This window comes from Pseudomonas sp. LBUM1641 (genome assembly GCF_059716235.1).
This window is the reverse complement of the sequence record NZ_CP166815.1, coordinates 2599619-2618198: the sequence shown is the minus strand read 5'-3', so window position 1 is coordinate 2618198 and position 18580 is coordinate 2599619. Positions and strand designations below refer to the sequence as shown.

General features: G+C 60.2%; 20 protein-coding genes. 2 read left to right on the top strand and 18 right to left on the bottom strand.

The window, feature by feature from the left end:
* Positions 1-58: 58 nt before the first annotated feature.
* The 3 genes from ACA046_RS12060 to ACA046_RS12050 form a co-directional block, all read right to left on the bottom strand.
* Positions 59-427, bottom strand: coding sequence for a c-type cytochrome (locus ACA046_RS12060; protein ID WP_106119853.1), 369 nt, complete (start codon positions 425-427; stop codon positions 59-61).
* 142 nt (positions 428-569) lie between these two features.
* Positions 570-1322, bottom strand: a complete 753-nt coding sequence (locus ACA046_RS12055) for an outer membrane beta-barrel protein (RefSeq protein ID WP_459027926.1) — start codon at positions 1320-1322, stop codon at positions 570-572.
* Between the two features lie 124 nt (positions 1323-1446).
* Entirely contained in the window at positions 1447-2277 is an 831-nt protein-coding gene (locus ACA046_RS12050; RefSeq protein WP_459027924.1) for an arylamine N-acetyltransferase family protein, read from the bottom strand.
* A gap of 158 nt (positions 2278-2435) precedes the next feature.
* On the opposite strand from ACA046_RS12050, the gene ACA046_RS12045 reads away from it, so the two are divergent.
* Positions 2436-2681 (top strand): DUF6555 family protein, encoded by a 246-nt coding sequence (locus ACA046_RS12045; protein WP_063028819.1) that lies wholly within the window; start codon positions 2436-2438, stop codon positions 2679-2681.
* 33 nt (positions 2682-2714) lie between these two features.
* Here the strand turns inward: ACA046_RS12045 and ACA046_RS12040 are convergent, their stop codons facing one another.
* Positions 2715-2909 carry a DUF6021 family protein gene (locus tag ACA046_RS12040; protein ID WP_076015767.1) on the bottom strand — a complete coding sequence of 65 codons (195 nt, stop codon included), beginning with the start codon at positions 2907-2909 and terminating at the stop codon, positions 2715-2717.
* 24 nt (positions 2910-2933) lie between these two features.
* The gene (locus tag ACA046_RS12035; RefSeq protein ID WP_497676609.1) at positions 2934-3107 is read right to left on the bottom strand and encodes a hypothetical protein; all 174 of its coding nucleotides are present in this window, start codon (positions 3105-3107) and stop codon (positions 2934-2936) included.
* Positions 3108-3260: 153 nt separating this feature from the next.
* Here ACA046_RS12035 and ACA046_RS12030 point away from each other — a divergent pair, with 153 nt between their 5' ends.
* Positions 3261-3782: a DUF3087 family protein gene (locus ACA046_RS12030; protein ID WP_167663802.1), complete on the top strand. Its 522-nt coding sequence runs from the start codon at positions 3261-3263 to the stop codon at positions 3780-3782.
* Between the two features lie 888 nt (positions 3783-4670).
* Here ACA046_RS12030 and ACA046_RS12025 read toward each other — a convergent pair.
* From ACA046_RS12025 to ACA046_RS11965, 13 genes are all read right to left on the bottom strand, one after another.
* Positions 4671-5921: an IS256 family transposase gene (locus ACA046_RS12025; protein ID WP_497674398.1), complete on the bottom strand. Its 1251-nt coding sequence runs from the start codon at positions 5919-5921 to the stop codon at positions 4671-4673.
* Positions 5922-6038: 117 nt separating this feature from the next.
* Positions 6039-7169 carry an MFS transporter gene (locus ACA046_RS12020; RefSeq protein ID WP_076016074.1) on the bottom strand — a complete coding sequence of 377 codons (1131 nt, stop codon included), beginning with the start codon at positions 7167-7169 and terminating at the stop codon, positions 6039-6041.
* 75 nt (positions 7170-7244) lie between these two features.
* Positions 7245-8609, bottom strand: coding sequence for an MFS transporter (locus ACA046_RS12015; RefSeq protein ID WP_076016073.1), 1365 nt, complete (start codon positions 8607-8609; stop codon positions 7245-7247).
* Between the two features lie 175 nt (positions 8610-8784).
* Positions 8785-9987, bottom strand: coding sequence for an SEL1-like repeat protein (locus tag ACA046_RS12010; RefSeq protein ID WP_497676608.1), 1203 nt, complete (start codon positions 9985-9987; stop codon positions 8785-8787).
* 86 nt (positions 9988-10073) lie between these two features.
* On the bottom strand, positions 10074-11981 hold the full coding sequence (locus ACA046_RS12005; protein ID WP_497676607.1) for a phospholipase D-like domain-containing protein: 1908 nt from the start codon (positions 11979-11981) through the stop codon (positions 10074-10076).
* On the bottom strand, positions 11978-14695 hold the full coding sequence (locus tag ACA046_RS12000; protein ID WP_497676606.1) for a type VI secretion system Vgr family protein: 2718 nt from the start codon (positions 14693-14695) through the stop codon (positions 11978-11980). The genes ACA046_RS12005 and ACA046_RS12000 overlap by 4 nt, the downstream gene beginning before the upstream one ends.
* A gap of 47 nt (positions 14696-14742) precedes the next feature.
* Positions 14743-14922 (bottom strand): hypothetical protein, encoded by a 180-nt coding sequence (locus tag ACA046_RS11995; RefSeq protein WP_497676605.1) that lies wholly within the window; start codon positions 14920-14922, stop codon positions 14743-14745.
* 4 nt (positions 14923-14926) lie between these two features.
* Positions 14927-15703: an HvfC/BufC family peptide modification chaperone gene (locus tag ACA046_RS11990; RefSeq protein WP_497676604.1), complete on the bottom strand. Its 777-nt coding sequence runs from the start codon at positions 15701-15703 to the stop codon at positions 14927-14929.
* Positions 15700-16551 (bottom strand): MNIO family bufferin maturase, encoded by an 852-nt coding sequence (gene bufB / locus ACA046_RS11985; protein ID WP_497676603.1) that lies wholly within the window; start codon positions 16549-16551, stop codon positions 15700-15702. Before bufB ends, ACA046_RS11990 begins: the two co-directional genes overlap by 4 nt.
* A 98-nt stretch (positions 16552-16649) precedes the next feature.
* Complete coding sequence (gene bufA2, locus ACA046_RS11980; RefSeq protein ID WP_076016069.1) at positions 16650-16922, bottom strand: BufA2 family periplasmic bufferin-type metallophore; 273 nt, start codon at positions 16920-16922, stop codon at positions 16650-16652.
* A gap of 24 nt (positions 16923-16946) precedes the next feature.
* The gene (locus tag ACA046_RS11975) at positions 16947-17714 is read right to left on the bottom strand and encodes an alpha/beta fold hydrolase (RefSeq protein ID WP_459027913.1); all 768 of its coding nucleotides are present in this window, start codon (positions 17712-17714) and stop codon (positions 16947-16949) included.
* Positions 17715-17759: 45 nt separating this feature from the next.
* Positions 17760-18188 carry a DoxX family protein gene (locus ACA046_RS11970; RefSeq protein WP_010175348.1) on the bottom strand — a complete coding sequence of 143 codons (429 nt, stop codon included), beginning with the start codon at positions 18186-18188 and terminating at the stop codon, positions 17760-17762.
* Positions 18185-18457, bottom strand: a complete 273-nt coding sequence (locus ACA046_RS11965; protein WP_003211270.1) for a BufA1 family periplasmic bufferin-type metallophore — start codon at positions 18455-18457, stop codon at positions 18185-18187. The genes ACA046_RS11970 and ACA046_RS11965 overlap by 4 nt, the downstream gene beginning before the upstream one ends.
* Between the last annotated feature and the right edge of the window lie 123 nt (positions 18458-18580).

Here is an 18580-nt window from a genome sequence, read left to right as displayed (position 1 = left end):
ACCGCGCCGCGTTGCAATAATTCTCGCCGTGAAAGCGCCATCGCCTACCCCGTTATTCTTATTGGATGTGTTGGCCCGACATAAAACTGATCAGCCCCAGGAATTGCTCTTCGGAGCACTGCACGCACAGGCCCATCGGGGGCATGCCGTTGTAGCCATTGATGGTGTGGTCCAGCAGGGTGTCCGGGCCCTGGGCGATGCGCGGGCTCCAGGCCGGGCCGTCACCGGTCAGCGGCGCACCGGAGGCCGGGTTGGCGTGGCACAGCTTGCAACTGGTGTCGTAGACCTGGGCCAGGGCTGAATCGCCGGGCATGGCATTGGCCGCCGTGGCACGTTCGGGGGGATGTTTCGGTTTGTCGTCACAGGCTGTCAGCAGGCAGGTCACGGCCAGCAGCAGACTGATGCGACGGGGGTTGATTGCCCGCATAGCCACCTTCTCTCTTATTGTGTGAAAGCGTGATCCACACTAAGGCAGCCAGGGCGCGGCGTTGAGGGTATTGGGGGACAGAAAGGGGGGCTTGGGCGGACAGTGAAAGGTGGGGGTTGGCCCCCCACCCCTGCAACAGGTCTTAGAACGCGATACCGACCTTGAACCCATACTCGTCACGCTTGAGCTTGGTGTTGTCGGCTACGTACGAGTCGCCATCGAGCTTGTACTCGGTGCGGGTGTAGTACAGGCCCGCCATCACCGGCAGGTCGCCTTTCTGGTTCATCAGCAGGCTGACTTCGGCGTACGGGTTGGTGCGGTCCTTGAGGTCCACGGTGTCGCTGCCGATGCCGTCGACCTTGAGCTTGGCGCGGCCGTCGATGGTATGACGGGCACCCAGTTCAACACGCATGGTCATGTCGTCGAACTGGTGGTTGTAGCCCAGGGCCGCCTTGGCGAATGGCGATTTGTTGGTGAGTTTCATGTCGTAGTCGCCCGAGTCCGGCTCGTAGCGGGTCCAGCTGTAGCCGCCACCCACCAGCACGTCGACGAAGTTGCGTGCGTCCAGCGCGGCACGCCAGCCGAGGTCGAGGTCGGCCTGGCCTTCCTTGAGCTTGTTGTCGCTCTTCTCGCCGTACTTGGCCTCGATACCGGCTTGGTAGATAAAGCCCGATTCAGCCGTCAGCTTGTTGCCGAAGTTGTAGAACAGGCCGGCTTCAGGCATGTGGTCCTTGTCGCTCTGGCTACCGCCTTCGAGTTTGAAGTCGTTGTAGCTGCCGAGGATACCGAAAGTGGAAATCGGGTCAGTCGGCGCTGCGGCGAACACCACACCAGGTGCTGCAATCAGGGCCAGGACCGAGGAATTCTTGAGGAATTTTCCGAATAGTTTGGACATCGTTTTACGTCTCCATTGTAGGTGGCAAATTATTCAGGAAACGCTTCGAACCCTCGCTTTGACGAAAGGTTCGAATTATTTTCCACCTTTTTTCGAGGTAAAACGGTTCAGCGATGGCTCTATCTCAAGCTTCTTGGACGGGGACCAGCAAACGACCGAGAATTGGCCGCAACTGTGGATGCTCCGGCAGGCGAATGCCAAAGCTGGCTTGCAGCAGCGTCAGCAGCTCGTCCACATCCTCGATGGCGCGCTTCTCGCTGGGCCGGTCCAGGTAGTGAACCGCGTACTGGCCATTGTTCAGGGTGCGGCGAAATCCCGGGCCGATCAGTGCGACTTTCAGCTGGCCGAAGAACGGCGAGTCCGGGTGGGTGGAGACGTACCAGTTGCCGATTTCGTAGTCGATGCGCGACTGCAACTGCAGGTCGAACACATACAAGCCGCGCCACTCACCGGCGACCTGCGCCCACAAGGTGTAGCTGCCCTCGTTCAGGCTCAGGCGATAGGGTTCATGGGCCGTGGCCTGGGTGGCATCGGTGTCCAGTTGCAACGGGCTGGTGGGCACCATGCCACCAAAGCCGACATCGCTGATGTAACGCATGCCGTCCAGGGTCACCAGGCTCAGGCGATGGGTGCGCCCCGTCAGCGCGTCGGGCGGCCCGCCCATCACCACGCGACCCGTGATGCCCCGCGCGTCGAAGCCCAGTTCCTGCAACAAGGCCAGGAACATCTGGTTCAGCTCGTAGCAATAACCACCGCGCCCATCGAACAGGACTTTGTGCTCGACACTGGGTAAATCGATGGGCACAGGTGAATGGAGCAAGGTCGACAGACTCTCAAAGGCGAAGGTACTGACATGGCGCAGTTGCAAATCCTGCAGGGTTTGCAGGGTCGGCGGCGGCGGTGTGTCGTAGCCCAGGCGTTGCAGGTACAGACGGCTGTTGGTCAGCTCAGGCATGACGCAATCCTTGAGTCGGTGGCGAAAGCATCACTAATACCTTGAAGGTGGTTGTTTGCCAATTGTGATTTGAATCAAATGCAAGCCCTCAGATGCAGAAACTTTCTGAACCTTTCTGAACTGTTTTATATCCATTCACTACAAGACAGGGAGGCATCATGAGTACCGCAATGATCTACACCATCCACTACTTGCTACACGGCGAACCGAAAACCTTTGTGGTGCGTGCCGAGGTCATGAACAACGCCGAAGCGTGGCATTGGGCGGCCGTTGACGCCGACATTGCCCACGTGGGGCGGATAGGCCGACCGGGCCACGAGCGGGTGAAAAAAACCACTCGGCCCTGGGCGGAGAAGTTCGGCATCACCGAGGTGACCTGGGTAGCCCCGAAACGGCTTGGCTGATGAAAAAAGCCCCGCTCGATGGCGGGGCTCATTTCACGGTTTCAGATCACCCAATGGATCATAGGCCGGCTTCTTGCCGGTTTTTTCAGGCTTGTCCAACGGTGCAATCGCAGGGCCTACCGGGTCGACCTGCGGGTCGGCGACGTCCGGGGAATCGGGATCGAAACCCAAGTCATCCTTGCCGCTGGAATGCTCTGATGAATGCGGGCCGCTTGTACTATTAGTCATGACTATCTCCTTGGCGCGCCGGGTTTACAGCGGGCGGGCCTTGTCGTGCAGGTTTTCCAGGTCTTCTTCGACCCGCTCTTCGTCGTCTTGCCGCTCGACGGGGTCGTTGGGGCGCAGGGCGTCGTTGTCACGCTCCTCTTCGCCGGGGGTGCGGTCGGGGTTGGGTGTGCCGGGCGGCTGTTGCTGGTACCGGGTCATGGTTCACCTCGCTTGGGGGTCGGTTGCCTACGAGGTTTAGAGAAATTGCTGTGTGCCATCGTTCAACCTGATTACCGTCACTCCGACGGGCGAAGCATGAGAAGATGCCAGCCGATGCGATACCCCTACTCTGCCCATGGAGACTGCACCCGGATGTTTGAGCTCAAACCCTGCGACCCGATTACCTTTCGCCAGCAGACCCGCCGCAGCACGCTGATTGTAGCGGGGCTGTTTGTGGTGTTGGCGATGGTGCTTTCCAGCCTGGCGGTGATGGTGTTTGGTGAGCCTGGCGGGGATAACTTTCGCTTTAACGTGGGTGGGGTGTTTGCCGGGGTGTTGATCACCGTGGGGCTGGTGCGGGGGCCGTTCTGGAGCCAGGCGTGGCTGGCGCCGGCGGTGTATGGGTGGCAGCTCAAGCGCAGTTTGATGAGTGTGACGAACGTGATGCACAAGGTGACTGACGGGGTGAAAGTGAATGATCCGGTGGCGATCAAGTTGCTGCGGTTTTATCACCTTGGGTTGATGCAGATGCACGAGTTGGACGCCAATTCGAGCTCTCAGGCGCAGTTGGTGCGGGAGGTTGATGAGCACCTGGAGAGGATGCGGGGGTTGGGGATTGAGCCTGACCAGACGCGGTTGGATCCGGGGTGGGTTGAGGCTGTTAAGGCTCGCTGATTGTGGGTGCATATCCGTTGCTGCGGTAACGGCCGCCTATGGTTCCGCTCTTACAGCGGCTCACTTTTGAACAGCGCAAAAGTAAGCAAAACGCTCTTGCCCCACCACTCGGCACCTCGCCTAGGCTCGGTGTGCCCTCAGCTCCGGCAGCACGAAGCGGGCCGCCGCGACGGGGCGTCCCTGCCCCGTCGCGGCTAAACCGGCGTCCTGCCGGTTTACCCGCTCCGTACTGCCTACGTTCGGCCAGCGTGGTTTAACGGGGCGCCTAAGATCAAGATCAAAAGCAGATCAAGGGCACAGCGGCCTACAGGCCGGCTTGAGTGTGGTGAAGCAACAGCAACAGCCAAATCAAAAGCTAAAGCGGGCACGGTCCAAATGTGGGAGCGGGCTTGCTCGCGAAGGTCGTTAACGATGACGCGGGCATCCTGGATGATCGCGGCGACCTCAGGTTTTTCGCGAGCAAGCTCGCTCCTACAGAAAAGCAGATCTGTTTTCGCTCTGGTTTTTGCCTTTGCTTTTACCACTCAAGCCGGCCTGTAGGCCGCTGTGCTCTTGCTTTTGATCTGCTTGTGATCTTGATCTGCGGGCCCCGTCAACCACGATGGCCGCAAGCAGGCACGGTGGAGCGGGTAAATCGGCAGGGAAGCCGATTTAGCCGCGCCGGGCCATGGATGGCCCGTCGCGGCGGCCCGCGGAACCGGGCCGGAGTGCGGGCATGCCGAGCCCAGGCGAGGCACCGAGTGGTGGGGCAAAGACCTTTTGGTTACTTTTGGCTGGGCCGGCATTCCGGGCGTTTGCCAAAAGTGACCCGCTGTAAGAGCGGAACCGGGACTGTCAGTTTTTTTGTGTGCGGGCCGGTAACGGCCTGCCGTCAGGCAGGCCGTGCTTTTACCAGGTTGGCCTGATAAATCGATCTCCGTACAGAATCGCAAATTGATTCATCGCACTTTTCCAGTCATGGGCCGCCGAGCCCCAGTTTGCAGTGATATTTCGCAGCCCGAGCCAGATCAGTTTGGTTGCCGCATCGTCGGTCGGGAAGTGGCCGCGAGTCTTGATGATCTTTCGTAGCTGAGCGTTGATGCTCTCGATGGCGTTGGTGGTGTAGATCACTTTTCGGATTGCTGGCGGGAAGACGAAAAATGGAATGACTCGATCCCAGGCCCTTCGCCAAGCAGCCACTACCGTCGGGTATTGCTTGCCCCAGGGCCCGGTTTCAAACGCGTCCAGCGCCTGTTCAGCCGCTTCGGCGGTGACCGCCTGGTAGATCGGCTTGAGCGCCTTGGCCAGTTCGCGACGCTTATCCCACGCTGCGTAATCAAGGCTGTTACGGATCAGATGAACAATGCAGGTTTGCAGTGTCGTCGCTGGAAAGACAGCGCCAAGGGCTTCTGGCATGCCTTTGAGTCCATCTGTCACGGCGATCAGTACATCTTCAATACCGCGTGTTTTGAGGTCGTTGAACACCTTCATCCAGAACTTGGCGCCCTCGGTATTTTCGATCCAAATGCCGAGAATATCCCGTGTGCCGTCAGGCAGAACACCCAGTGCCAAGTAGATCGCCTTATTACGCACCAGTCCTTCTTCGCGGATTTTGACCCGCAGGGCATCGAAGAAAATAACCGGATACATCGGCTCCAAGGGCCTCTGTTGCCATGCGCCGATCTCAGCCATGACCTCGTCGGTCACCGAGCTGATGAAATCAGGCGAAACGTCCGTACCGTACTGCTCGGAGAGAAACGCGCGGATCTCTCTGACCGTCATGCCGCGGGCGTACATAGCGATGATCTTGTCATCGAAACCGGTGTAACGGCGTTCGTGCTTGGGGATCAGAATGGGCGAAAAACTGCCGTCCCGGTCACGCGGAATATCCAGCCGGAGCGGCCCATCGCCCGTGAGAACCGTCTTGCCGCTTTTGCCATTACGCTGGTTGGTTTCATCCTCTGGGCGCTGCGCGCCCGGCGGATAGCCCAGGTGATGGCCGAGCTCGGCATTCAAGGCTCGCTCGATCAGAGCCTTCTTGAAAGCCGCTGAGGCGTCTTCGATGGCCTCGGCGGTCATCATGCCGTCAGCGAACTGCTCGAGCAGCTCTTTCGGGATTTTTGGTAGTTCACGCAGCGGTGGTTTCTTTTTGGTTGGCATACATGCACCTCTTGCTCATGGTATGCCCGAACACAAAATTTCTGACACCCCCGCGGAACCCTAAGCAGCCGTTACCGAAGAAACGGATATGTACCACGCTCCCCCTCAACCAGCCCATCAAGCTAAACCCCTCGCCCGCCAACAAAACACCGCACTGACCGCAATCGCCGCCCCCGCCACGCCAAACACCCAAGGCGCCGACGCCACCGGCAACAACAAACCCGCCAGCAAAGGCCCAAGCCCCGCCCCCACATCCCGCCAAACCGCATTCGACGCCAACGCAGAAACCCGCATCGCCCCCGGATTACGCTCCGCCACCAACGTCGTCACCAGCGGCAACTGCAACGCCCGCAACACCAACACCGCCGCCGCCCCCACAATCACCCAGTGACTACCAAACGCCCCCAACGCCAACGCACTAAGAAAGGAAAACAGCAACAACATCGAAGTAGCACCAAACTGCTGAGCGAAGCGCCCCCCTAGCGGACTCAGAAGCAACTCCGAAACATATCGCAGCGCCATCAACCCACCGGCAATCAATACCGCATTCCCACCCAACATCTTCTGCGCCTGAATCGACAGACCAAAGATAAACAGCCCATCCAGCGCCACCCCTTCGATAAACGACCAGGTCGCCACACTGTCAGGCAACTTGAACCGCCGCCCCGGCGTGCCATGCAAATTGTGACCCGCAGTCGGCAACCCCCGCGCCATCCACAACCCGACCAGGCAACATACCGCCAGAATCCAGAAGATCGGCCGTGGCCCCACCTGTAACGTCAGCCACCCACCCAACGGCAAAGCCAGCATCGGCCCCAGGGCAATCAACGCCCGCGACCGCCCCGCCCGCCGCGCCGCACCCAACGGTTCAGAGGTGGCCAATACCTGAGTGGAAAGGTTCAACGCCGCAAAACACAGCCCCCAGACCAGCCGCAGCCCGAGCAAGGCCGCAAAGCCGGACAGCATCGAGTTGCCAAGGGCACACACCGCCGCAGCGCCGGCGGCGATGGAGCACGTCAGCCGATCACCGTTGCGGGCATAGAAATTCAGAACATGCTTGTAGCCGAAGATCCGCACCAGACGGTTGGCCGCCAGCAGCACCCCGGCCTGGGCCAGGGTGATACCAAACGCCTGGGACTCCATCGGCAGTACCAGGTACAGCAACACGTCACTGGGCAGGCACAGGCCAAGGGTCAGCGCGGCACGGCGGGAGTGGGAATCAGCACTGCGTTGGGCCAGATCAGACATAAAGGCTGAAACATTCAGAATTATTTAGACGGCCACGGTAGCCGCCTACCTCAATGGTTTACAAGGCCCAAATACTTAAACCTTGGCGCCGTCCTGCATCAGGCGCAACCCGCTGGCCACCGCGCCCACCAATGCAAACCCGCACCCCAGCCACAACGCGTACTGCGGGCCGCTGCTCAGGGACAAGTGGAAGCACAACGCCACCAATGAAGCGCCGAGTGTCTGCCCCATCAGCCGCGACGTGGCGACAATCCCGCTGGCACCGCCACTGCGGGCGATGGGCGCGCTGGTCATGATCGCCTTGAGATTGGGGGACTGGAAGAAACCGAACCCGGCGCCGCACAGGGCCATGCGCCAGCCGATGTCGAAGGTCGAAGCGTCGTTGCCCAGGGTTGCCAACGAGGCCATGCCCGCACTCAACATCACCAGGCCGATGCCGCACAGCAACGCCAGGGAGATACGGTCCGCCAGGCGCCCGGCAATCAGCGCCATCACTGCCACCACCGCCGGCCACGGGGTCATCAGGAAGCCGGTGGCCACCTGGCTGTGACCCAGCACTGTTTGCAACAGGAATGGCAGCGACACGAACGCCAGACCCTGGGCGCTGAACGCGCAAATCGCGGTGAGGGCCGACAAGGTGAACAGCGGGCGTTTGAACAGGTCCACCGCCAGCATCGGCGCCGGGTGCCCGGCCTGACGGCGGATCAGCAACAGCCCGCACAGCAGCGCCACGGCGATCAGCCCCAGGGTCAACACCGCCTGCGCACCGTGCACCGCCGAGCCCAGGCCCAGCACCAGCAGGGCGAACAGCCCGGCACAGAGAATCGCCGCGAGCCGGTCGAAGGCATGCCCGGTGATCGGGATCACCGGAATCGCACGCCCCCCCAGCCACAAGGCCAATGCGCCCAGGGGCAGGTTGATCAGGTACAACCAGTGCCAGGTGGCCACCGACAGAATCGCCGACGCCGCCGTGGGCCCCAGGGTAAAGGCCAGCCCCACCACCAGCGAGTTATACCCCAGCCCCCGGCCGAGTATTTTTGCCGGGTAGATATGCCGCAACAGCGCAATGTTCACGCTCATGATTGCCGCCGCGCCCAGGCCCTGCACCACCCGGGCGGCGGTCAGCGTCGGCAGCGACCAGGCCAGCCCGCAGAACAGGGACGCCACCACAAACACCAGCAAGCCGCCGAGGAACACCCGGCGGTGGCCGACCACATCACTCAGGGAAGCAAAGGGCAGCACCGCAGCGATGGTCGCCAACTGGTAGGCGTTGACCACCCAGATTACCGAGGCGGAGTCGGTGCCAATGCCTTCGGCCAGGGTCGGCAACGCGGTGTTGACGATGGCCGTGTCGAGGGTCGCCATGCCGATCCCCAGGGAAATGGCGACAACCGCCGCGAGACGTTTATCACTGGGCAACCCATCAGCTACTGAAGACATGGACAATCCGCACACGTGGCAAAGGCCTGTAGATTACGGGCAGCGGCCTTTTTTTTCAGCGGAAAAATGCGCGGCTGACTGAATTTTCATGCTGGGAATGAACAGCACTTCACATAGCGGGAGTCGAGCGCCCCTCCAAAGTCAGCAGCCACAGCAATTTCTAGGGAAAACGTATTTAAGCTTCACCGAACAACCGCCATTTCACCCGCTCCTCACGAACCGTAATTTTGTCGGGAAGCAGCAAACGCTCGTTGCGTGTTTGCATCACTGGTGTGGGCATGATTTCACCTCGCTCAAACCGGCGGATGGTTTCACCGCCGACAACTGAGTAGTACCGTGCCGAGTGATGAGCGACCTCCCAGTATCCGGTTTGCGGGCAAGCCTGGCCGCTATAGCAGGTTGGCATTGGAGAGGTCGCTTGAATAAATCCAGGTGAGCCTGGCACTGGACGTCCGGTGGCCGGGTCAAGGGTTTTAGCCTTGGCCAGTTGGTGGATCAACGCCTCGCTGGGCTTTTCTGGCGGGACGTTGGCGAGGCGGGCTTCCAGCCATTGGAGTTTTCCATCCCAGGCGGGCAGTTTGGCGGGGGGCAAGGGGAGGATTTCGTTGATCTCGGGGACCTTCGGGTCGGCGTAGGAGTATCTTGCAAGTACACGCCAAATGGTTTCATAGCGCTCAGCGCGTTCAAGGTCTTCCTGTTGGGCGAGGTAGTAGAGTTCATCGGTGGCAGGAGGGCCAAGGAAGCCTTTATTCAAAAAAGATGCCGACGTCTCATCTCCGGCAGCCACTCCCAACTGGAACGCCTCAAGTGCGCTCTGATACTGGCCCAGTTCTTGAAGACTGACACCCAGATCGGAAGCCGCATCCCCCTGTCCCTGCTCTGCTGCGCAGCGGCGCATTTGCCTGGCAACTCCTGGCGCAATGTCGCTCGGCGCCAGTATGTCCGCCACATTGTACTGAGCTTGAGCGCTGCCCTGATCAGCCGCCTTGCGAAAATAGCGCAGCGACATAGCCGTATCTTGCTTCAGTCCGGCCGAACCGCTTTTCAGCAAAAGGCCGATAAAGAAGTACCCCGTCGCCACGTTCGCGTCGATCAGTTGCTGGCTCAGGCGCAGGTATTCCTCGCCACGAAGCATGAAGCGGCCGCGCATGGCGCCGTTTTGCAGGTTGATATTGGCCTTGTAATGGCCATTCTCGGACGCAACCCGGTACAGGCGTTCTGTCTCGACGTCGGCGCTTTTTTCCTGCTTGAGCAGATTGTTCTTCTGCAACCAGCGGGCGTACTGAAATAGCACATCGGCTTCGGCTGAGGGCTCGGGGATGGCTTCGTGTACGCAGGTAAAGGTCAGGTTTTTCTTGGCCTCTGTGATTGGATTCATAGGAATGTCCTGAGTCGGGTGAGTAGGGGCGCTGTGGTTATCACAGGCGGCCAGCAGCAGGGTTGTCAGCAATAGGAGTCGCCGCATCAATCAAGGTCCTTCACGGTCCTTGCGTCGTAATAAAATTCGATAAGAGGAGCCCATGGCACTCCTGCTTTCTTATCTGCCTGGCGAACTTTGTTTTTTTTGATGATGCCCGCCCAAGCATCAAACGCCTCCTCCGGATCATCCTGCATCCCCTTCCCCGCCGTATGTAGATCCCACAACCTCCGCCGCAACGCCTGGGTCACACTCGCCCACTCATGTGCAATATTCAGCTCGCTGTCCACCTGCATGCTGCGGGTGTTGATGTTCGCCGAGCCGTGGGTGGTGAATACGTCGTTGACGATCATCAACTTGGAATGGATATACACCGGCATCCACGGCTTTCCCGCAGGCGAATCAGGTGCTACCAACGAGCACACGTGGATTTTCAGCCCCGGGCGCGGCTCAGGGATTAACGTGCTTGTCTCAATCTCCTTTATTTGGTCGTTGAGCACGGCCTGCCGATATTCATTATTCCAAGTGGTTTCGCGCTTGGCTTCTCGGGCTTTATCGCTCATCTCGCCGCCGCCCAGCGCGTCGGTCAGGAGGGTGAACGTAACCAAGGCCCTTTGTTCGAGGAGTTCAGCCAAGGTCGGTGTTTGGGCGCCTGCTTGGGCTTTAGCCTGTTCAATGCGCTGTAACTTGGTGATTTCAGGAATAGTGTCGCCGCGCCCAAGGCTTCCGAGCATGCGCTGGGTGTTCAAGCTTCCCGGGCCTACTCCATCTGGGCGGGCATTGGTGATCACAAACAGGTGCAAGTTGCCATGTAAGCCAGGATCACGCCCTTCGCGGGTCTGATCCGCCGCCGCTTTATTGATGGCCTCTGCCAAGGGTGGCCAACGAAAGTACTGGTTCTCGATGTAGATAAATTGGGTCGCGTTGTTGACCGCCTTCAGGTAAACCTTTTCGATATCGCGCTTGCGGTCTTGTGGCTGGGTGCGCAGGATTTGGGCCAGTTGGCGGGTGACGCCAGGGGTGCATTGCAGTTGTGGTCCCACCACCATCGCCTTGCGCGATGCGAGGAGATCCTCACCGGTTTCCTTGCGCCAGGCGGTAGCGAAGTTATGGTGCAGGTGCTCCAGAATCGGTCCGCTGACCTGACTTGAAATGTCTTGCCGTGGAGTCTCGCCACGCGGCCCACAATTGGGTGCGGGCTTGTTGCCCCCGGAACGGTTAAGCGCCGTGTGGTCGTCCGTATCCCAGTATTCATCGAGCATGTTGTGGCCCATGACAAAACCGACGGCGCGATCCGTCTGTTCATAGTCGACCAGTACGGTTTTCTGATGATGCGTCGCACCAATAGCCAGTGCGCCCAACGTGCCGATGCTGAGTTGCGGATCAAGGCTTTTGTATTTGGCTTGATGGGTAATTTCGGCCCGCTCATACACGCTGAAGCCACGGCCGACAAAGACCGGAATGTTGCGCGCTACTCGGATTGCAGGCGCCAGGTGATCGTCAAAAGCACATCGGGAGAACCATTGCCGGTCATAAGCATATTGATCATCAGTAGAGGGTTGAAGAGCCCGATTGGCGATCCGGTACGGGCCTTTACCTGGAAGGTTGGCTTCCCCTGCCTTACCGGCAATATTAAACGGCGACTCCCAGCCCAGCACCCGAACCTCGACCCCTTCCTGGGCTTTGGTCATTAGCAATTCACCGATGCACGGCGCACTGCCGTCGCGGATGAAGAACATCGACGGTTGAAAACCCCAACAAATGATATCGATGGTTTTAGTGGCTTTTGCGATAGCCAAATGCACGGCCTTAAAGGCTTCTTCGCCGTTGATCAGCGGTTGATAGGTAGCCATCGCTGGAGGGTATTCAGTGTTCTGCACGTACCAGGGAGAGGTGCAGGTCACCTGATTGGTGCATTGCAGGGCGACGGGGGTAACGATGTCGGGTTCTTTCATGAAGTTTTCTCTGCCTGGTCACTGATTGAGCTCAGCACGGAGGCGTACAGGGCGCGATGGTCCGTGTGGGATGTGGGTTGACTCACCTCAGTGTCGGTTTGCGAGAGGTGGTTATGCATGCCGCCATTGGCCAGGTGCGCTTGCTCGGCATTTCGGTAATCGGTGGGCACAGGTATTTGGAAGCTAACGCCATTGGCCATCACGATTCGGTACTGCTGGGTCACAACCTCGTGGTCGATCAGCACCTGCCCGGATGTATCCAGCACGTCCTGCTTTAACACTGCACCGTCGGCGTACAACGTGTAGGGCATGCCTGCCCAGCCTTTACCGGGCGTATTGGGGGCTTGCGGCACACTGATCCGCAGCGGTTGTTTGGACAGGCTCTGTGGATACTCCGGATGAGCGGCCATCAGGCTGGCCGGCCCCAGGAAGTCGAAGTGCGCTGCCTTGATGTAGTGATCCCCCACAGTCCCTGACTCGATGCTGCTCTGATCGAGCGTGATGTAGCTGCCACCGGCATTGAGGGTGATTTTCTTCTTCGCGACGATGCGAATTTCGTCTTCGGTGCTGATGATCGATAAGCCATGACGGGCCATCAGTTCCAGCGTGTCGTTTTGTGCCTGGACCTTTACCGGCCCCTGATTGGCGATCAGCTTGATGCCCAGCTTGCGCACAAACAGACTTACCCCCTGCCCCACGCCAATGAACAAGCGCTTGATCACGCTGATATCCGCCTCGGCTCCGGCGTTGATCATCAGGTTATTTTGCGCGGCCAATTGCAGGTGTTTACCGCTGGTGGCGCAGATGCCGTCGGGAGCGCTGAGCAGTAATACTGATGACTGGAGTTGCTCAAGACCTTGCTTGAGCAGATTGATTTGCGCCTGCACATCCGCTGGGTCGGCGTTGGCGGCCTGAGCATCCACCGACAACCAGTCCAATTGATCACCAGCCTGCTGCAACCGAGCCAGCGCCGCGCTCATTTCAAGCATTTGTCCCTGAGCTTTAGGCTGTACGTCAGCACTGATGAAGATGCCGCTGCCAGCGCGGATGGCGGCATGACCATCGGTGCGCAACTCCGCGCCCTGACCTCGTGGCTGGCGCTGGGCATCCACCAAATGCCCAAGATTTAACTGGCTCTTACCACTGTGCTCAGTACTGAGCTTTACGTGCTCCTGCCCCCGCGTGTCGTCCATGCGCAACTTGTTGTTCGACGGTGTGCGCAGCACGTTGCGTTTGTAGTTGCGCAAGGTCACGTGATCCACGTGTTGGCTGTCGTGCAAGGCGTGAGCGATGTAGGGACGGTCCGGGTCGCCTTGTTCAAACGCGATGGCCACTTCGGTACCGGCAATCAGCGGCAGGTGCAGGCCATGGGTGTCGCCAGCGTACGGGCGGGCCAGGCGCAGCCACATACTTTCCTGGCCGGGTTTCCAGGTGTCGCGGTCGAACAGGAAGTTCACGCAGTAGCGCCCTTCCAGGTCGATTTCGGCGTAAGGGTCGTTGGCCTGCGGGCTGGTGACCCGGGCCGGGACGGTGCCGGCGATTTGCGGTTTGTCTTTCAGCTGTGGGCGAAAGCACACGGTTTCCGAGTAGGGAATGGCCTTGAAGGTGACGTCGAAACTGCGGTCGCGGGCGGCGCGGGTGGTCAGTTGCGTGATCACCGCGCCGGGGGCAAAGGCCTGCGGGGCGCCGCCGGAGATTTTGAGTACCTGGCCGGGAGCCAAGGTGGCACTGCTGCTGACGCCGCTGAGTTGGGTCTGGCCGTTGAGGTAACGCTCGTGGCGCAAGCGGGCGTAAAAATAGCCGCTTTCACTTAGCAGGTCTTCGTCATGGGCGTAGCGGTCGCCCATTTCTGTGTAGGGCTCAGCGTAGTGATACGCCTCGCCATAGGTGCCGCGGGCGCCATGGGTTTGGTCGATCTCGCCGTTCAAGTGGGCGTTGGCCACGCGGTGATGGTAGGTGCGGATATTGACGCGCTGCTCCACCACTTGATGGCTGGATTGCAGGTTCCACGCGCCGTCTTGGCCGGTGCTGCTGAGGCCGGATTGTGGCCGGTAGGCAAGCTCGACATTAAATTGGTAGTGGCGTTGGTCGTCGTGGAATTCCACCACGTCGATGTTCAGGCGTTCGTCGCGGGTGAAGCGGTACCAGATCCCTACATCGGCCAGCAGGCGGCAGATGAAGGCCAAGTCGCTTTCGCCGTATTGCATGACCTGTTCGCGTTTGGGGTATTCGCGTACCAGGTTGAAGAAGAAGTCCTGGCCTTCAAAGTCGTGGCGGCTGCGCAAAATGCTTTCGACGATTTGAGGGACTGACTGGTGTTGGTAGATACGAAATTGTTGGCCTCGACCCAGCAGGGCAAAGTGCGGTTCCAGGGTGATTTCATAGCGGGCTTCATCAGCAGAGCCAGACAGGCGTTTGAAGCCGGTGACCACGCCATGCAGCGTGCGTAATGGGCTGGTAACAGGCGGGATGTAGCGGCGCATCGGTGGTTTTTGCGGTGCGCCGTACAAGCTGAACGTGGCGTTTTGACCGAGCATTGTTTCAGCGGCGATGTCACCGTCGATGCAGGTGAACTCCACACGGTAGTTGAACAGTTCGCTCAGGCCCTCGGTGCCCTCGAAGGCAAGAACGTCGAGCACTGCATCAACGTCGCGGACGGTGAGCTTGTGGCGGCTGTGGTCGAAAAAGGGTAACGATGATGCGCTGGAGGTCATGCCTTTTCATCCCTGGACTTTGCGAAAGGCCAGAGAGTAAAGATTTGCTATCGGTGAATAATGTCAGAAGGTTCCTCTTTCCAGGAAAGACGCTTCTCGATGTCTAACAGGTCGGTGCTGACCTGGCGGATCGTCCAGAGCGCAGGCGCCGCCAATACCGGCAGTGACAGCGCGACCGAGGCAATGGCGCTGGAAATCAGAAAGCGACGGCGATTGAAAAAAGACATGGGTTTATAGCTCCGAAAAATACGCCACAGGAAGGTCGTCAACGACCCCCACAATCAACTCGCTGCCGATCCAGCCGGCCAGCCACTCACCGGCTTGCGCCACGCCCTCCTCTTCCCCCAGGCGCTCCACCAGAAACTCGCACAGCCCGGCAAAACTGCCGTCGCCTTGCAGGTGAACCAACGCCTGGAACTCCAAAGCCTCGACTTGCCGCAAGCGCGAGGTGAACTGCCGACGCCACACCAGCAACCCACCGGCCTCGGCCAGCATCACCGCCTCGGGCGCCGGGGTTTGCTGCCATAACGCCGACCAGATCGCCTCGGCGTTGGTGCTCAGCCCGTGGCAACGCAGCGACGGCGTGAGTTGCAGGCGTGCCGTGTCCCAATCCACCGCCGCCAGCACATCCATGGGCAACGGGCTGGCATCGGCGGCGACAAATGCCTCGTTGAGCGACGACTCGATCCAGGCCAGTTCATGCACGTCGGGATTGTTGGGGAACCGTTCACCCAGGGTCAGGTGAAAGCCCTCGGGATAGACGTCCAGGGTCCAGGCATGGGGCGGATACCGGTCGATATGGCTGATGCACGCGGCCAGAAACGCCTCATCCCCCAGCCAGCGTCGCAGGTTGGGAAATGCCTGCTCCAGGCAACCCACCAACTGCGCGCGGTAGTTGTTCTGGTAAACCGCCAGGCCTGCGGCCTTGTTACCCAGCAACTGGGCCGACTCCTGCGAGGCACTCACCAGCCAGGTGTGAAACGCCTGCTGCCATTGCGCGAGATTCATGAGCGCACCTGCGCACGCTTGTAGGCCTCGAAAGCACCCAGCATGCGGGCTATGGACAGTTCCTCCAGCAGCTCTGCCAAGGGCGGAATCTCGTCATCGCGCTCGATCATCGTCGCGACCGGGCCGAGCAACGCAACAGCCTTGGCATACAAATCCCAGACGCCGTCACACACCGGGCTGTCATGGCTGTCGATCAGCAAATCGTGGCCCTGACTGTGGCCGGCCAGGTGAATCTGCCGCACCCGCTCGGCCGGAATCCCGTCGAGAAATGCCAGGGCATCGAAGCCATGGTTGCTGGCACTGACAAACACATTATTGACGTCCAGCAGCAGCTCGCAGCCGGTGCGCCGGGACATGGCGGCAATGAATTCCCACTCGCTCATGGTTGCGCCATCAAAGGCCAGGTAGCTGGACGGGTTTTCAAACAGCATCGCGCGGCCCAACACGTCCTGGGCCATGTCGATATTGGCGCATACCCGGTCCAGTGCCTCATCGGTATAAGGCACCGGCAGCAAGTCATGGGAGTTGAAGCCTCCACTGCGGGACCAGCTCAGGTGGTCGGACACAAACAGCGGTTCGATCTCGTTCACCAGCGACTTGAGGCGCTTCAAGTAATCGCGATCAAGGCCCTCGGCCGTGCCGATCGACATCGACACCCCATGCAGCGCCACCGGGTACCGCTCACGAATCTGGCGCAGGATATGCCGGGGCTGGCCGCCCGCGACCATGAAATTCTCGGAGATCACTTCAACGAAATCCACCGCCACCGGGCTCGCCAGGAACTCGCTGTAGTGCTCCTTGCGCAGCCCCAGGCCGTAGCCCGGGAAACGCGGGTTGGGTGTCGGCATCACGTGGTCTCCGTTAAAAAACTGTAGGAGCGAGCTTGCTCGCGAAAAAACCGAGAACAACGCGGAGTGCCAGGCACCCCGCGTCATCGTTAACGGTCTTACTTCGGTTCAGTAGTGGTGCCGCCCAGCTTCAAGCACTCGGACGGGGTCTTGACGACAACGCCCTCGCCCTTGCAGCTGTTGAGGCCCTTGCAATCGTTCTTGGCCGTGGCGCACAGGCTTTCGCCTTTGCAGTTGTTCACGCCGTAGCAGCGACCCGGCTGTTCCGGTTGGTCGGCGGCGCTGGCGGCAGCGGCGAAAGAGGCGGACGCCATGGCGATCAGGGCGGCAGCAGTGGCAAGGCTCAAACGGGATTTAATGGACGTGCTCATGGGTATTACTCCTCAGGGTGGGGTTTATTTGATGACGGATGCAGCGTCTTCGATGACCTTCGCCACAGCCTCGGGCTGGGAGATGTACACCGAGTGGCTGGCCTTGATTTCAGTGACTTTCGAGCCGGCGCGCTTGTACATCCAGCGCTGCAGATCGGGGTTCAGGGCACGGTCTTCGGTGGACACCACGGCGTAGGTCGGTTTCTTGTGCCAGGCCGCAGCCCACACGGTGCCGCCGAACAGCGCAGTGGTGGCCGGCACCTGGGAGGCGGCCATGAAGTCGGTGCGGTTGGTGGTCAGGTCGGCAGCAAAGTCGGCATTGAATTTGGTGCGATCAAAGAACAGGTGCCCGTCGCGGGTCTGCTTGACGTCATTGCTCGGCGCCGGCATCGAAGACAGCAGTTGGCTCATGTTTTCGCCGACTTCCGGTTGCAGGGCGGAGACATAGACCATCGACTTGACCTTGTCGCGGTCACCGGCAATCGAGATCACCCCGCCGCCGGAACTGTGACCCACCAGCACCACCGGGCCGACTTGCTGTTCCAGCACTTCGCGGGCCTCGGCCACGTCGGCGGCGAGGCTTTCATGGCCCTGATGCACCACGGTGACCTTGTAGCCCTTGTGAATCAGGATGTCGTGCACCACTCGCCAGCCGGAGCCGTCGACGAAGGAACCGGGCACGATCACCACGCTTTTACCGGTGCCCGGCTGGGGCTTGGCTGCATCGGCGGCCGAGGCCACTAACGGTGTAGCGAGTGCCATGGCGATCGCCAGGGAAGAAAGAATACGCATGCGACTCTCCACAGGCCTTGGGGCCTGATCATTGTTGTGAAAGGGTTAACGGCGTTGGCCGGACAACACGCGGTCCAGTGACCAGGCCCCGCCGCCATACGCCAGCAGCGGCAACAACAGCCCGGCCCAGGTCAGGTGGGTCGGCCAGGCATCGGGGTACACGAACACCTCGATCACCAGGGTCATGCCCAACAGCGCGGCGGCCGCCGGGCGGGTCAGCAGGCCCAGCACCAGCAACAGCGGGAACAGATGCTCGGCGTAGGTCGCCAAGTGTGCCGCCCAATCCGGCGGCACCAGCGGCAAGGCGTATTCCGAGCGAAACAAGGTGTAGGTCGACGGCTTGAGTTGCAGAAAACCGGTCACCTTGGTGCGGCCCGAGAGGAAAAACACCGAAGCGATACCCACGCGAGCCACCAGCAACAGCAGCGCCTCAGGCAGCACACGCTTGAGCACCGCAGGGGCCAGGGCAATCATGGTTGTTCCGTCAGGCTGCCGAAGCCTTTGGGGGTTTTGATCTGGGTGCAGGTGCCTTTGTCCACCAGCACCCAGGCGTTGCCCTGGTAATCCGCCTTGGCGGTACCGGCGCAGGAAGTCCCGGCACCGGCGGCGCAATCGTTGGCACCGGCAAGGGACACGCCGAAGCATTTTTCCTGAGGCTTGGCATCCTCGGCATGGGCGGTGGCGGCGAAGGCACCGAGGGACAGTGCGAGGGTGGCAGCAAGGGCCGCGTAGTGGCGCTTCATGGTTGAATCTCCTGGCTTGACTGAATGTGGCCAGGGCGCTTGTGCGGTGCGTGACCACTTGCGCCATCTGGCAGACAGATTTAAAGCCAGGCGTGTATCCCGTCTGTGTCGCGTTCCCTCCTG

What these genes read in the sequence shown, in the direction of transcription:
- ACA046_RS12060 (WP_106119853.1), bottom strand. Translation starts at nt 427, where the DNA reads ATGCGGGCAATCAACCCCCGTCGCATCAGTCTGCTGCTGGCCGTGACC.
- ACA046_RS12055 (WP_459027926.1), bottom strand. Translation starts at nt 1,322, where the DNA reads ATGTCCAAACTATTCGGAAAATTCCTCAAGAATTCCTCGGTCCTGGCC.
- ACA046_RS12050 (WP_459027924.1), bottom strand. Translation starts at nt 2,277, where the DNA reads ATGCCTGAGCTGACCAACAGCCGTCTGTACCTGCAACGCCTGGGCTAC.
- ACA046_RS12045 (WP_063028819.1), top strand. Translation starts at nt 2,436, where the DNA reads ATGAGTACCGCAATGATCTACACCATCCACTACTTGCTACACGGCGAA.
- ACA046_RS12040 (WP_076015767.1), bottom strand. Translation starts at nt 2,909, where the DNA reads ATGACTAATAGTACAAGCGGCCCGCATTCATCAGAGCATTCCAGCGGC.
- ACA046_RS12035 (WP_497676609.1), bottom strand. Translation starts at nt 3,107, where the DNA reads ATGACCCGGTACCAGCAACAGCCGCCCGGCACACCCAACCCCGACCGC.
- ACA046_RS12030 (WP_167663802.1), top strand. Translation starts at nt 3,261, where the DNA reads ATGTTTGAGCTCAAACCCTGCGACCCGATTACCTTTCGCCAGCAGACC.
- ACA046_RS12025 (WP_497674398.1), bottom strand. Translation starts at nt 5,921, where the DNA reads ATGCCAACCAAAAAGAAACCACCGCTGCGTGAACTACCAAAAATCCCG.
- ACA046_RS12020 (WP_076016074.1), bottom strand. Translation starts at nt 7,169, where the DNA reads ATGTCTGATCTGGCCCAACGCAGTGCTGATTCCCACTCCCGCCGTGCC.
- ACA046_RS12015 (WP_076016073.1), bottom strand. Translation starts at nt 8,609, where the DNA reads ATGTCTTCAGTAGCTGATGGGTTGCCCAGTGATAAACGTCTCGCGGCG.
- ACA046_RS12010 (WP_497676608.1), bottom strand. Translation starts at nt 9,987, where the DNA reads ATGAATCCAATCACAGAGGCCAAGAAAAACCTGACCTTTACCTGCGTA.
- ACA046_RS12005 (WP_497676607.1), bottom strand. Translation starts at nt 11,981, where the DNA reads ATGAAAGAACCCGACATCGTTACCCCCGTCGCCCTGCAATGCACCAAT.
- ACA046_RS12000 (WP_497676606.1), bottom strand. Translation starts at nt 14,695, where the DNA reads ATGACCTCCAGCGCATCATCGTTACCCTTTTTCGACCACAGCCGCCAC.
- ACA046_RS11995 (WP_497676605.1), bottom strand. Translation starts at nt 14,922, where the DNA reads ATGTCTTTTTTCAATCGCCGTCGCTTTCTGATTTCCAGCGCCATTGCC.
- ACA046_RS11990 (WP_497676604.1), bottom strand. Translation starts at nt 15,703, where the DNA reads ATGAATCTCGCGCAATGGCAGCAGGCGTTTCACACCTGGCTGGTGAGT.
- bufB (WP_497676603.1), bottom strand. Translation starts at nt 16,551, where the DNA reads ATGCCGACACCCAACCCGCGTTTCCCGGGCTACGGCCTGGGGCTGCGC.
- bufA2 (WP_076016069.1), bottom strand. Translation starts at nt 16,922, where the DNA reads ATGAGCACGTCCATTAAATCCCGTTTGAGCCTTGCCACTGCTGCCGCC.
- ACA046_RS11975 (WP_459027913.1), bottom strand. Translation starts at nt 17,714, where the DNA reads ATGCGTATTCTTTCTTCCCTGGCGATCGCCATGGCACTCGCTACACCG.
- ACA046_RS11970 (WP_010175348.1), bottom strand. Translation starts at nt 18,188, where the DNA reads ATGATTGCCCTGGCCCCTGCGGTGCTCAAGCGTGTGCTGCCTGAGGCG.
- ACA046_RS11965 (WP_003211270.1), bottom strand. Translation starts at nt 18,457, where the DNA reads ATGAAGCGCCACTACGCGGCCCTTGCTGCCACCCTCGCACTGTCCCTC.